Below are 13,949 nucleotides of genomic sequence, written 5' to 3' on the forward strand. Positions count from 1 at the left end.
ATACCTCCACAACTCCCCGACTCCCCGACTCCCCAACTCGCCGAGGAGAAAGAACCGTTGATCCCCGACAGCTACTACGAACCCATCGACGACCACCGCTACAAGCCGACGGCCCACGCGAGCGGAGCCTGGAGCACGGACGAGCAGCACTTCAGTCCGCTCGGCGGGCTCGTCGCGCACGCCATCGACCGCCACCGGGCCGCCCGGCCGGACGACGGCCTGCTTCTGTCCCGGATCAGCTACGACATCCTCGGCCGCCTCGCGCTCGACGAGTGCGCGATCGAGGTGGAGACCGTCCGGCCCGGGCGGACCATCGAACTCCTCGAAGCGGTCGTACGGATCGCCGGCCGCCCGGTCGTCCGGGCCCGCGCCTGGTTCCTGTCCGGCCACGACACCACCGCGGTCGCGGGCGGCTCCGACGACCGCCTCACCTCGCCGGAGTCACTCGCCCCGTGGCCGATGTCCGACGTGTGGCCCGGCGGCTACATAGCCTCCCTGGACGTCCGCCCCGTCGCACCGCCCCGACCGGGCCGTGCGACGGTGTGGGCCTCCACGCCACTGGACCTGGTCTCCGGCGTTCCCGTCAGCCCGCTCGCGTCGTATCTCACCCTGGTCGACACGGCCAACGGCATCGCCGTCCGCCAGCAGCCCAGCGCCTGGGTCTTCCCCAATGTCGACCTGACCGTCCATCTCCACCGACAGCCGCGAGGGACCTGGACGGGACTGGACACCACCGTCACCTTCGGCCCTTCCGGACAGGGCCTCACCAGCACGGTCCTGCACGACGTCGACGGCCCGGTCGGTCACGCCCAGCAGATCCTCACCGTCCGACCCGCCTCGGGGGCATGAGGACCTCCCCCTCCAGGCCGCTGGCATCCCCGCCCCCAAGCCACACCCACATCCACATCCGTACAACTATGCCAAAATCGCCTATAAGCATCAGAGGAGAATCCGCGTGAGCAGCTCCGCCGACAAGGTCGACTACGGCAGTATGCGACTGGACCGCACCGGCCAGGCCGAGGCCTTCGACGCCATCGGTGAGCGCTATGACGAGGCCTTTCCCCACAAGGAAGGGCAGGTCGCGTCCGCCGAGTGGCTCGGTGTGTCCCTGCCGGCCGGGTCCCGGGTGCTGGACCTCGGGTGCGGCACCGGGATGCCGACAGCGCGCCAGTTGGCGGAGGCGGGCTTCGAGGTCGTAGGTGTCGATCTGTCGGACGAGATGGTCTCGCTGGCCCGTCGGCAGGTGCCCGCCGGGGAGTTCCATCGGGCGGACATCGCGGATCTGCGGCCCGGAGGCCCCTTGGACCTCGGCCGCTTCGACGCGGTGGCGGCGTTCTTCTCGCTGCTCATGCTCCCGCGCGCCGAGATCCCGCTGGCCCTTCGGACCATCCACCACCTGCTGGTTCCGGGCGGTCTGTTCGCGCTGTCGATGGTGGAGGCCGACGTGGACGACTTCTCGATCCCGTTCATCGGCGAGAGCATCCGTGTCTCCGGCTATCTGAGGGACGAGCTGCGTGACGTCGTCGAGGCGGCCGGCTTCGAGATCACCGACGAGTCCTCGTACACGTACGCTCCCGCGTCCGCGGACGTCCAGCCGGAGGTGCAGATCTTCCTGCGCTGCCGACGGCGCCCTGCCGACGACTCCTGATCCGCCCGCTCCGGCGCGGGCCCGCACGGCGGGAAGGACACGATGACGAAGCGTCTCGGGGCCGGTGAAGGCACCGGCAGGCAGGAGACCGGCGCGCAGCGGCACGCCGGGCTCCCGCATCGGCCGCCTCGGCCGCAGCACTCCGCTCCGTCAGCCCCGTCGCCGTCAGCCCCCTCAGCGCCGTCAGAGCCCTCGACGCCGTCCAGCGACCGTGCCCCGGCAACGCTGCCGACGGCCGCGAGAGCCCCTGCCGCCGGGCTGGGTGATCACCGGCGCGACGTGCCGGACGCCGTCGAGCCGCAGACCGACAGGCTCCGCTATCTCGACGCGGCGACCCGGCAGATCGCCCGCGGTATGAACCTCGACGAGACGTTGTACGAGCTGTGCCGGGTGGCCGTTCCCGCATTCGCCGACGCGGCGTTCGTCCATCTGTACGATCCGCTGCCGGTCGGCGACGAGGTCACCGCCGCTCCCGGCGTCCTGCGGCTGCACACCACGGACCGCGTCTCCCCGCAGGAACCGCCCAGGCCGGCCCTTACGGGCTCCCCTGGATTTCCGGCCGCACCGGAGCTGCCGGACCCCCCTGGCTCCGAGCCGGCCGTGCAGCCCACGGAAGTCGTACGCCCGGCCGCCGACGGTCAGCTCGCCAAACTGCTGGAGGAGGGGCGGCCGGTGCTCGGGAGCACCGCGGGCGTCCCCTCCACCGCGGCCGAGCTGCTGGGCGGCGCGAACGCTCCGCAGGCCATGCCGCCGGGGCAACGGCTGATCATCGCCCCGCTGCACGGCCGTAGCCATGCCCTGGGCAGCGTCGTCCTCCTCCGCGGGCCCGGTCGGGCCGACTTCACCGGCGACGACCTTCTCGTGGCCTCCCAGCTCGCCACCCACACCGCTCTGGGCATCGACAAGGCGATGCTGTTCGCGCGCGAGGCCTCTGTCGCGGACGCGCTGCAGCGCACGATGCTCCCGCCGTCCCTGCCCGAGCCCCCCGGCGTCAGGCTGGCCAGCCGCTACCTGCCGGCCTCGCGGACCGCGCAGGTCGGCGGCGACTGGTACGACGCGATCCCGCTGCCCGGCAACCGTGTCGCCCTCGTCATCGGCGACGTGATGGGCCACTCCATGACATCGGCCGCGATCATGGGCCAGCTGCGCACCACCGTGCAGACCCTGGCCCTGCTCGACCTGCCCCCCGACGAGGTTCTGCACCACCTCGACGAACAGGCGGTGCGTCTGGGCACCGAGCACACGGCGACCTGCCTCTACGCGATGTACGACCCCGTCCTGCACCGGCTGCTGGTCTCCAACGCCGGCCATCTGCCGCCGGTGCTCCTGCACCCCGACGGCCGCGGGGAGATTCTGCGGGTCCCGCCCGGGGCGCCGATCGGCGTGGGCATCGGCGGTTTCGAGTCCACCGAGCTGCACGCGCCGGCCGGGGCGACTCTGCTGCTGTACACCGACGGCCTGGTCGAGTCCCGTGACGCGGACGTGCTGACCGGGGTGGAGCGGCTGCGGGCACGGCTGCGCGCCGTGGCGTCGGGCCCGGTGCCGCCGGTGCTGGAAACGCTGTGCGACGAGGCGCTCGGCACTGTGAGGGCGGGTGACCGGGACGACGACATCGCACTGCTCGCCGCCAGGTTCGAGGGCATCCTGCCGGAGACGGTCGCGTACTGGTACCTGGCGCCTCGCCCGCAGACCGCGGGCCAGGCCCGCCGGCTGACCCGCAGGACGCTCCACCTGTGGGGACTCGACTCCCTGATGGAGTCCACCGAGCTCCTGGTCAGCGAGGTGGTGGCGAACGCCGTACGTTTCGCCTCCCGGCCGATCACGCTACGGCTGCTCTGCACGGACGTCCTGCGCTGCGAGGTCGGTGACGACTCCCCGGTGGTGCCGAGGATGCGGCACGCCCGGCTGAGCGACGAGGGCGGCCGAGGACTGTTCCTGGTCGACCAGTTGGCACTGCGCTGGGGAGCGACGAGGGTGAGCACGGGCAAGGTGGTCTGGTTCGAGCAGCCGCTGCCCGGGGATCAGGGCCGGGGCTGAGGCGTCGAGCCCGCCCCGTGCAGGGCCGCGTGGAGGAACCCCGCCGTGCACGGGATGCTTGAGGGGGGCGACCTACGAGGGCGGCCGGGAGGTGATGGCGGTGATCGCCGTCAACCCGATGGACAGTGCCTCGGTGCTGGCGGCCTTCGGTGCGCTCGGTGTCCTCGTGGTGATCTTCGCGGAGTCGGGGCTGCTGGTGTTCGGCTTCTTCCTGCCCGGTGACACGCTGCTGTTCCCGGCGGGTGTGCTGTGTGCGGGGACCGCCCAGCAGGCGCCTCGACTGGTGCTGTGGCAGGTGTTGCTGTGCGCGGCCGTCGGCGCCGTCGCGGGAGGCCAGGTGGGCTTCCTGCTCGGGCGGCACGGCGGGCGGGCGCTGCTGGCCCGCACCTCCAGACGGGGCGTGCGGGAGACGGCGGCCCGCGCGGAGCGGCTCCTGGCTCGCTACGGCTACGGCAAGGCCCTGGTGATCGGCCGTTTCATCCCGATGGTGCGGACCGTTCTGCATCCGGCGGCCGGCGCGCTCGGTGTGCCCGCTCGGGCCTTCACCGTCTGGCAGGTCGTCGGCGGGCTGCTCTGGTCGCAGAGTCTCGTCCTGGCCGGATACGCCCTCGGGGCCTCCGTCCCCGACGTCGACGACTTCCTGCTGCCGCTGGTCGCCCTCGTCGTCGTGATCTCCCTGCTGCCCCTCCTCCCCCTGCTGACCGAGGCGCGCCGCGCGAGGCGGAATCGCTGACCCTCGTTCGAGACGTTCGACCTGTCGGACATTGTTCGAAACCTCTTGACGCTGCGCCACACCCCGCCTGACACTCTCGCAACACGACGTCACACAGCCGAAACGGCAGGGTGCCCATGGCCGCGGCCGGAGGCCCCGCCATGCCTCAGCAGGGACTCCACATGCCGTACATCGCACGCGACCTCGCACGCGTCCGTGGCCGCGCGAGACGCCTGGCGGGTCGACTCGCCGGACTGACCGCCGCTTCGCTGGTCCTGGGACTCGCCGCGTCCACCGTTCCCGCACTGGCCGCGGACACGGCCGAACCGGCGGAGATCACGGACGGTCTCGCCCTCTGGTACAAGCTCGACGCCGCCTCCGGCAGCACCGTGACCGACGCCTCCGGCAACGGCCGCGACGGCACGGTGAGCGGCGCCGCCGACTGGTCGGGCACCGGTGAGGGGCTCGCCTTCAACGGCTCGGACACCTACGTCAAGGTGCCGAACGACGTCATGAAGGGCATGGACTCGATCACCGTCTCGATGGACGTGCGGATCGACTCCACGCAGTCCACGCCGTACTTCCTCTACGGCTTCGGCAACTCCAGCGGTACCAGCGGCAACGGCTACCTGTTCACGACCGGGAACTCCTACCGGACGTCCATCGCGACCGGCAACTGGTCGACGGAGCAGACCACCCGGCCCGCCGACTCGCACAATCTGACCCGCTCGGTGTGGAAGCACGTCACCTACACCCAGACCGGCGGCACCGGCGTGCTCTACGAGGACGGCGTGGAGGTCGGCCGCAACACCTCGGTCACCATCACCCCCGGCGCCATCGGCTCCGGCACCACCACCGCCAACTACATAGGCAAGTCGGTCTACTCGGGCGACAAGCTCTTCAAGGGCCGCATCCGCGACTTCCGGGTCTACGACCGCGCCCTGGCCGGCTCCGAGGTCGAGCAGCTCGCCCTCCCCGTCGCCATGCAGGGCGTCGCCGACGACAAGGCCGCGCTGAGCCTCGGGGACACCAGTGCCGTCACGGCCGACCTCGACCTGCCGAGGACCGGCACGGCGGGCGGCTCCTCGATCAGCTGGGCCAGCGACAACCCGGCGGTCGTGTCCGACTCCGGCGCGGTGACGCGCCCGGCGGCCGGCGAACCGGACGGCCACGCCACGCTCACGGCGACCCTGAAGAAGGGCACGGTCACCGACACCAAGGCCTTCGACGTCACAGTCCTGCCGGCCTTCGACGACGGGACGGCCACCGAGCAGGCCGCCGAGTCCCTCGCCGTCCACAACCTCGACGACGTACGCGGCAACCTGACACTCCCCGCACAGGGTGACTACGCCACCGACGTCTCCTGGTCCTCCGCGAACCCGGACGTCATCTCCGCCGACGGCGTGGTCCACCGCCCCGCGCACGGCGACGGCGCCACCAACGTCGAGCTGACCGCCACCGTCACCAAGGGCGCGGCGAAGGCGACCCGCGCGTTCACCGCGAAGGTGCCCGAACTGCCGAAGCGCGAGGCCCTCAAGGGCTACATGTTCAGCTACTTCACCGGCGAGGGCACCGCGGACGGCGAGCAGCTCTACGCCGCCCTCAGCAAGGGCAACGACCCGCTGAAGTGGCGGGAGCTGAACGACGGCAAGCCGGTCCTGACCTCCACGCTCGGCGAGAAGGGCCTGCGCGACCCGTTCATCATCCGCTCCCCGGAGGGCGACAAGTTCTACCAGATCGCCACCGACCTCAGGATCTACGGCAACGGCGACTGGGACGCCGCCCAGCGCACCGGCAGCAAGTCCATCATGGTGTGGGAGTCCACCGACCTGGTCCACTGGACGAACCAGCGCCTGGTCAAGGTCTCCCCCGACAGCGCGGGCAACACCTGGGCGCCGGAGGCGTTCTACGACGCGCAGCGCGGTGAGTACGTCGTCTTCTGGGCGTCGAAGCTGTACGACAACGAGGCGCACTCCGGCGACACGTACAACCGCATGATGTACGCGACCACCCGCGACTTCTACACCTTCAGCGAGCCCAAGGTCTGGATCGACCGCGGCTACTCGGTCATCGACTCCACGGTGATCGCACACGACGGGACGTACTTCCGTCTCTCCAAGGACGAGCGGAACAACACCTCCTCCACCCCCAACAGCAAGTTCATCTTCGAGGAGAAGAGCGACTCCCTGCTGGACCTGTCCTGGGACGCCGTCGCCGAGGGCATCGGCAAGGGCGCGATGAGCGCGGCCGAGGGGCCGCTGGTGTTCAAGTCGAACACCGAGGACAAGTGGTACGCGTTCCTCGACGAGTTCGGCGGCCGCGGCTACATCCCCTTCGAGACGACCGACCTGGCCTCCGGCACCTGGACCCCGTCCACCAACTACGACCTCCCGGCCAAGCCCCGCCACGGCACCGTGCTCCCGGTGACGCAGGCCGAGTACGACCGGCTGCTGAAGACCTATCAGCCGGATCAGATCATCACGAGCGCCGAGGACGTCAAGGTCGAGACGCGCGTCGGGGAGGCCCCGGTCCTGCCCGCCACCGTCATCGCCGAGTCCGCAGACGGTGTGAAGCGGCCCGTCGCCGTCACCTGGGAGGACGTGGCCGAGTCGCAGTACGCGCAGGCCGGCACCTTCACGGTCAAGGGCGACCTGGCGGGCGACTCGGCGATCGACGTCAACGCCGAGGTCACGGTCTCGGCGGACGGCCCGGACGTCCCGGCCGACCTGCTCCTGCACTACGACTTCGACGAGACCGGCGGCAACATCGCCCGTGACTCCAGCGGCCACGGCTACCACGGCACCTACGTCCGTACGCCCGACTTCGGGACCGGCGTGGACGGCGGCTCGTTCAAGATGTCCGGCGGCAACAGCGGCTCCAGCTCGCCGTACGTGAAGATCCCGGGCGGGGTGCTGAAGGACACGACCGGCGTCACCGTCTCCACGTACGTCAAGTGGAAGGGCGGCGACAACTTCCAGTGGCTGTTCGGGCTCGGCCCGGACAGCAACAAGTACCTCTTCGCCACCCCCTCCAACGGCGGCGGCAAGCTGTTCTCCGCGATCACCAAGGCCACCTGGTCCGGTGAGAAGCCGATGATCGGCGGCTCGCCGCTGCCCGCCGGTGAGTGGAAGCACGTCACCGTCACCCTGAACGGCGCGACCGAGACGGCGATCCTCTACGTGGACGGCGCCGAGGCGGCCCGGGTGAACGGTGTCACCATCAAGCCGTCCGAACTGTACGACTCGGCCAAGGACTACTCCGGCTACATCGGCAAGTCCCTGTACTCCCCGGACCCGTACTTCGGCGGTGAGGTCGACGACTTCCGGATCTACAACCGGGCCCTGACGCCCGCCGAGGTCCTGGAGCTCAGCGGCAACACCACCGGCATCGCCGCGGCGACCCACCCGGCGCTCAAGGTCGACGCGATCATCAACGACAAGGACAGCAAGGTCGTCCTGCCGTTGACCGAGGGCAGTGATGTCACCGCCCTGGCACCGGAGTTCACCCTGGCCCACGGCGCGCGCATCAGCCCCGCCTCCGGCACCCTGCACGACTTCACCGAGCCGGTGAAGTACGAGGTGACGGGCTCGGACGGGAAGACGCGCACCTGGACGGTGTCCGCGGTGGTCATGAAGAGCCCGGTCCTCCCCGGCCTCAACGCCGACCCGCACATCGTCCGCTTCGGCGACACCTTCTACCTCTACCCGACCACCGACGGCTTCGAGGGCTGGAGCGGTACGCAGTTCAAGGCGTACTCGTCCAAGGACCTGGTCAACTGGACGGACCACGGCGTCATCCTCGACCTCGGACCGGACGTGTCCTGGGCCGACAGCAGGGCCTGGGCTCCGGCGATGGAGGAGAGGAACGGCAAGTACTACTTCTACTTCTGCGCCGACGCGAACATCGGTGTCGCGGTCTCCGACTCGCCGACCGGCCCGTTCAAGGACGCGCTGGGCAAGCCGCTGCTGAAGGCGGGCGACTACCGGGGCCAGATGATCGACCCCGCCGTCTTCACCGACGACGACGGCCAGTCGTACCTCTACTGGGGCAACGGCCGCGCCTATGTCGTCCCGCTCAACGACGACATGGTCTCCTTCGACGCCTCGAAGGTCACCGACATCACCCCCAGCGGCTACAACGAGGGCACCTTCGTCATCAAGCGCAAGGGCACCTACTACTTCATGTGGTCGGAGAACGACACCCGGGACGAGAACTACCGCGTCGCCTACGCCACCGGCCCCTCCCCCACCGGCCCGTGGACCAAGCACGGCGTGATCCTGGAGAAGGACCTCTCCCTCGGCATCAAGGGCCCCGGCCACCACTCGGTGGTCCATGTCCCGAACACCGACGACTGGTACGCGGTCTACCACCGCTTCGCCATCCCCGGCGGCGACGGCACGCACCGCGAGACCACCATCGACAAGATGGAGTTCGGCTCCGACGGCCTGATCAAGAAGATCGTCCCGACCCTGGAGAGCATCGACCCGGTCACCATCGTCCACGCCGGCCCGGACGCCGACGGCAAGGAGGGCGACAAGGTCGAGTTGAACGGCAGGATCTCCGGCGCGGGCAGCCCCAAGTGGACGGTCGAGGAAGGAGCCCCCTGCGCCTTCGCCGACACCGGTTCGGCGAAGACCACGCTCACCTGTACCGACAACGGCACCTACACGGTCACCCTGACCGGGGGCCGCAGCAGCGACACGGCCACCGTCAAGGTCGCCAACGCGGCTCCGGCGATCACGTCCGCGAGCGGGCCTGCGTCCCCGGTGCCGGCCGGCAAGCGCACGGTGGTCACCGCCGCGCTGGCCGACCCTGGCACCGATGACACCCACACCTGCCGCATCGACTGGAAGGACGGCACCGAACCGACGGACGGCACGGTGAGCGGCACCAACTGCCGGGCCGAGCACACCTACACCGGCGCCGGCATCCACCGTCCGGTGATCACGGTCACGGACGACGACGGCGCCTCGGACAGCACCACCCTCCCCGAGCTGATCGTCTACGACCGCGCGGCGGGCCCCGCCCTCGGCACCGGCGTGATCACTTCCCCGGCCGGCGCCCACCCGGCCAAGCCGGACCTGACGGGCAAGGCGGCGTTCTCCTTCGCCGCCGTCTACGCGAAGGGAGCCACGGTCCCCACCGGAAAGGCCGACTTCGACTTCGGTCCGGCGAGGCTGAAGTTCCGCTCCACCGGCTCCGACTGGCTCGTGGTCAGCGGTTCGCGGGCTGTCTACCAGGGCAGTGGCACGGTCAACGGGAGCAGCGGCTACGGCTTCCGCGTCACCGCCACCGACGCCCCGGACACCTTCCGAATCAGGATCTGGAAGAAGTCCACCGGTGACGTCGTCTACGACAACGTCACCGGCGCGAAGGCCGCGGGCTTCGTCACGATCGGCGACGACCGTCGATAGGCCCTACCTGCCCTGAGCCGGCGCCGAGACCTCGGCCTGGCTCAGGGTCAGCAGCGGCAGGGGTCGGTGCCCCACCCCAGGCCGCCGATGTCGTCGTCCCTCAGGGCTCCGGCGTAAGCCTGTACCTCGTCGACGTCACCGTGCAGGAACTCGCCCCAGCCGTCGCCCGCCTTGGCGCGACCGATCTGCAGCGCGCCGGAGCTGTGCAGGCCGTCGGGGAAGGAGGCGGTCGCACCGGCGTTGGTGTGGCCGTCGAGGTAGAGCTTGATCCGGTCGGTCGCGTCGTCGTAGACGACGGCCAGCCGGTGCCCCTGGCCCTCGCCGCCGTCCGCGGCCTCGATCTGCGAGACCACGACCTCGGGCGCGCCCGCCTCGTCCCGCAGCGGCATCACCAGCTGCCAGGAGTGGACCGCCGGGTCGTAGCGCACCTTGAAGACGTCCGTGTGCTCACCGGCCTGCGACAGCACGGTCATCGGGTGGGCCGGTTCGGCGTCGGTGAGGCGGACGACCACGCCGAGGGTGAAGCTGTCGGAGGTGTCCACGACGGGGCCTTCGGTTGCGGCGTACCCGGCCTCGCCGTCCAGCTCGAGGTGGCCGTCGCCGACGAGGGCGTACGGCACGGCCGGGCAGTCCGGGTCGAGCTCGGGCAGGCAGGAGCCGTCGGGGCCGCGGTGGATCGTGGCGCCCGGGCCGAGCGTGAGCGGCGCCTTGCCGCTCTGCTCGGGGCTGACGCCGTCCGTGGCGGTCTCCAGAGACCAGTGGCCGAGCGACGTCGGCTTGCGGTGGGCCAGTTCAGCGGCCTCGTCGGGTACGACGACCCGGTCGTAGGCACGGACGCCGCCGAGTTCGCCGTGCCAGCGGTCGCGGTAGCCGTCGCCGTTGCGGGAGCGGCCGATCTGGAAGGCGCCGGAGGTCGCGGACGGCGTCGCCTCTGCCCTGGTGCCGACTTCCTGGCCGTTGACGTACAGCTGAGCCTGACCGGTCTCCTTGTCGTACAGGCCCAGCAGGTGGGCCCACTCACCGGTCTCGGGGGCGCCGCCCGTGATGCGGGTGCCGCCGACGGTGAACGACCAGAGGGGGCCCTCGTCCCGGGTGCGCAGCCCCAGTTCGAAGGCGGTGGAGTCGCCCGCGTCCTGGCCGGCGACGGCCATGTTCCGGTCCGTCTGCGCGGGCCGCGCCCAGGCGCTGACCGCGAAGGTCTTGCCGGTGTCGACGGCCGGGGCGTCCGGCGTGAGGAAGGCGTGGCTGCTGCCGTCGAGGCTCGCCGCGGAGGCGAGCGACGTCCCGCGCGGTGCGCTCGCGCCGAAGGTCACCCCGGAACCGGCGCCCGCGCCAGGGCCGGTCTCGGCCGCGGCGGTGGTGGATCCGGGGGCGTCGGCGAGGGTCCAGTGGGCGACGGGCGCGCGGCCGGACTTGACCCGGAAGTGGTAAGTCGTGGTCGTGCTGCTGCGGCCGGACCGGTCGATCGCGCGGACGCTCAGGTAGTCCGGGGCGCCCTTCAGCGGCAGGTGGCGGATCGTGACCGGTCCGCCGAGTTCCGTGGGGCGGGCGGTCAGCTGGGGACCGCCGATGAAGCTGTAGACGTACTGCGCGACATCGTCCGACGGCGAGTCCATGGTGAAGCTGCCGTAGACGCCGACGCCGTCCTGCCACTGGTCCTCCGGGTAGTCGGAGGAGGTGACGGCCGCCTTCTCGGGGCTCGCGTCGTCGTACACGAACGCGCAGACCGAGCCGTCGCCCTCGTCGCTCCACGCGGAGGCGGCGGTGCCGTCGTTGGCGCGCACGTGCCAGGAGACGACCGTGTTCGCCGGGATGTCCTCCGGCATGCGCCAGAGCTGCCGGGCGCCGGAGAGCGTCGCGAACGTCGTGTACGTACGGCGCTGCTCGACGCCGTCCGCGCCCGTCCACCAGGCCTCGAACTCGCCCTTGACAAGGTTCGCCTCGGCCGGCTGGTTGTCCTCCTCCGGGTCGTACAGCACGGCGCTGAGGGTGGGCGGTGCCCCGACGTACGCCTTCTGCTCGCCCGTGGCGCACGCCTTGGTGCCGGTCTGCAGGTCCTGGACCAGTGGCTGACGCGGCGGCAGGTTCTCCGCGGCGTGGGCCGTGCCGGGCACGGTCAGCGCCACGGCGGTGACCAGGCAGCCAACGGCGAGCCGTCGGGGTCTGCACCGACTCCCGCCGATTCTGACAGCGTTCACGTATTTCCCTCCCCTGTGGAACCCGTGTCACACGGGCCGCAGGAGGCTAACAGGGCCCACTGACACCGCCGGAACGAATTTCCGCCAGAAGCGGCCCCTTCCGGGCCGCCCGCCACCCTGAAACCGACCTGAAACCGCGCGGAAGGCGGCACGCCGCACGCTCTGCGGCATGAACCAGACGACACCGGCCATCGAGGCCGCAGGGCTGCGCAAGGCGTACGGCGACAAGGTCGTCCTCGACGGCATCGACCTGCGGGTACCGCGCGGCACGATCTTCTCGCTGCTCGGGCCGAACGGCGCCGGCAAGACCACCACCGTCCAGATCCTCTCCACCCTGATCCGTGCCGACGGCGGCACCGCCCGCATCACCGGGCACGACGTGACCGGCGAGCCGCAGTCCGTGCGTGCCGCGATCGGGGTCACCGGCCAGTTCTCCGCCGTCGACAACCTGATCACCGGCGAGGAGAACATGGCGCTGATGGCGGACCTGCACCACCTGGACCGCCGCGAGGGCAGGCGCGTCACCGCCGAGTTGCTCGAACGCTTCGACCTCGTGGACGCCGCGAAGAAGCCCGCGTCCACCTACTCCGGCGGCATGCGGCGGCGTCTGGACCTCGCGATGACGCTGGTGGGCTCTCCCGAGGTGATCTTCCTCGACGAGCCGACGACCGGCCTCGACCCGAGCGCACGGCACGCCGTGTGGCAGATCATCCGCGAACTCGTCGACGGCGGGGTCACGGTCTTCCTCACCACGCAGTACCTGGAGGAGGCCGACCAGCTCGCCGACCGCATCGCGGTCCTGAACGGCGGCCGGATCGTCGCCGAGGGCACCGCGGACGAGCTGAAGCGGCTCGTCCCCGGCGGCCATGTCCGGCTCCGCTTCCTCGACCCGGCCGAACTCGCCCGCGCCGCAGAGGTGTTGGGCGTTGGCCTCAGGGACGAGGAGGCGCTGACCCTCCAGGTGCCGGGCGACGGCAGCGTCCACACCCTGCGCGCCCTGCTCGACGCCCTCGACGGCGCCCGTGTCGCCGTGGACTCCCTGACCATGCACACCCCCGACCTCGACGACGTCTTCTTCGCGGTCACCGGCCGCCCCGAGCACGAGAAGGTGCAGACCCGATGACCACCGCCGCCCAGCCCGCCACCCCGCATCTGCGCGACTCGCTCACCATGCTGCGGCGCAACCTGCTGCACGCCCGCCGCTACCCCTCGATGACGCTCCAGGTCGCGCTCATCCCCGTCTTCCTGCTCCTGCTCTTCGTGTACGTCTTCGGCTCCGCGCTCGGCACCGGAACCGGCCAGGGCGGCGACCGCACCGCCTACCTCGCCTATCTCGTCCCCGGCATCCTGCTGATGACCGCGGGCGTCGGAGCCGTGCCGACCGCGGTCGCCGTGTGCACGGACATGACCGAGGGCATCGTCGCCCGCTTCCGTACGATGGCGATCTCCCGGGCGTCGATCCTGGTCGGCCATGTGGTCGGCAGCGTCATCCAGACGGCGATCACCCTGGTCCTGCTGATGGCCGTCGCCCTCGCCATCGGCTTCCGCCCCGACGCCAGTGCCGTGGAGTGGCTGGCCGCCTGCGGGCTGCTCGCGCTCTTCGTCCTCGCGCTGACCTGGCTCTCGGTCGCCCTGGGACTGATCAGCAAGACGCCCGAGGGCGCCAGCAACGCCCCGCTGCCGATCTCGTTCCTGCTGCCCTTCGTCAGCAGTACCTTCGTGCCGGTCGACTCGATGCCCTCCGGGATCCGCTGGTTCGCCGAGTACCAGCCGTTCACCACCGTCATCGAGACGGTACGCGGGCTGCTGACCGGCACGGGCATCGGCCACAACGGCTGGCTGGCCGTGGGGTGGTGCGTGGCGATCGCCGTCCTCGGGTTCCTGTGGTCGCTCCGCCTCTTCGACCGCGATGCCCACTGAACACCCCTACCGCAGAAGGG

Annotated in this window: 8 protein-coding genes; 7 read left to right on the top strand and 1 reads right to left on the bottom strand. The window is 70.8% G+C overall.

The window, feature by feature from the left end:
• The first annotated feature begins 57 nt into the window (after positions 1-57).
• The 5 genes from ACIREI_RS31805 (at position 58) to ACIREI_RS31825 (ending at position 9,811) form a co-directional block, all read left to right on the top strand.
• On the top strand, positions 58-849 hold the full coding sequence (locus tag ACIREI_RS31805) for a thioesterase family protein (protein ID WP_403340104.1): 792 nt from the start codon (positions 58-60) through the stop codon (positions 847-849).
• A 142-nt stretch (positions 850-991) separates the two neighbouring features.
• Entirely contained in the window at positions 992-1,648 is a 657-nt protein-coding gene (locus tag ACIREI_RS31810) for a class I SAM-dependent DNA methyltransferase (protein ID WP_403340677.1), read from the top strand.
• Positions 1,649-1,927: 279 nt separating this feature from the next.
• Entirely contained in the window at positions 1,928-3,685 is a 1,758-nt protein-coding gene (locus ACIREI_RS31815) for a SpoIIE family protein phosphatase (protein WP_403340107.1), read from the top strand.
• A gap of 100 nt (positions 3,686-3,785) precedes the next feature.
• The gene (locus ACIREI_RS31820; protein WP_403340680.1) at positions 3,786-4,418 is read left to right on the top strand and encodes a DedA family protein; all 633 of its coding nucleotides are present in this window, start codon (positions 3,786-3,788) and stop codon (positions 4,416-4,418) included.
• 161 nt (positions 4,419-4,579) lie between these two features.
• A complete protein-coding gene (locus ACIREI_RS31825) occupies positions 4,580-9,811 on the top strand; it encodes a family 43 glycosylhydrolase (RefSeq protein WP_403340110.1) in 5,232 nt (1,743 codons plus the stop codon).
• A gap of 47 nt (positions 9,812-9,858) precedes the next feature.
• Here the strand turns inward: ACIREI_RS31825 and ACIREI_RS31830 are convergent, their stop codons facing one another.
• The gene (locus ACIREI_RS31830; RefSeq protein ID WP_403340682.1) at positions 9,859-11,427 is read right to left on the bottom strand and encodes a LamG-like jellyroll fold domain-containing protein; all 1,569 of its coding nucleotides are present in this window, start codon (positions 11,425-11,427) and stop codon (positions 9,859-9,861) included.
• A 751-nt stretch (positions 11,428-12,178) separates the two neighbouring features.
• On the opposite strand from ACIREI_RS31830, the gene ACIREI_RS31835 reads away from it, so the two are divergent.
• Both ACIREI_RS31835 and ACIREI_RS31840 read left to right on the top strand, forming a co-directional pair.
• Positions 12,179-13,132: an ATP-binding cassette domain-containing protein gene (locus tag ACIREI_RS31835; protein WP_403340112.1), complete on the top strand. Its 954-nt coding sequence runs from the start codon at positions 12,179-12,181 to the stop codon at positions 13,130-13,132.
• Positions 13,129-13,929, top strand: a complete 801-nt coding sequence (locus ACIREI_RS31840) for an ABC transporter permease (protein ID WP_403340115.1) — start codon at positions 13,129-13,131, stop codon at positions 13,927-13,929. The genes ACIREI_RS31835 and ACIREI_RS31840 overlap by 4 nt, the downstream gene beginning before the upstream one ends.
• The last annotated feature ends 20 nt before the right edge of the window (positions 13,930-13,949 follow it).

Origin of the sequence: Streptomyces sp. NPDC093591, assembly GCF_044764885.1 — a bacterium.
In the GTDB taxonomy this organism is placed as follows: domain Bacteria; phylum Actinomycetota; class Actinomycetes; order Streptomycetales; family Streptomycetaceae; genus Streptomyces.

What these genes read in the sequence shown, in the direction of transcription:
- ACIREI_RS31810 (WP_403340677.1), top strand. Translation starts at nt 992, where the DNA reads ATGCGACTGGACCGCACCGGCCAGGCCGAGGCCTTCGACGCCATCGGT.
- ACIREI_RS31825 (WP_403340110.1), top strand. Translation starts at nt 4,580, where the DNA reads ATGCCGTACATCGCACGCGACCTCGCACGCGTCCGTGGCCGCGCGAGA.
- ACIREI_RS31830 (WP_403340682.1), bottom strand. Translation starts at nt 11,427, where the DNA reads ATGGACTCGCCGTCGGACGATGTCGCGCAGTACGTCTACAGCTTCATC.
- ACIREI_RS31835 (WP_403340112.1), top strand. Translation starts at nt 12,179, where the DNA reads ATGAACCAGACGACACCGGCCATCGAGGCCGCAGGGCTGCGCAAGGCG.
- ACIREI_RS31840 (WP_403340115.1), top strand. Translation starts at nt 13,129, where the DNA reads ATGACCACCGCCGCCCAGCCCGCCACCCCGCATCTGCGCGACTCGCTC.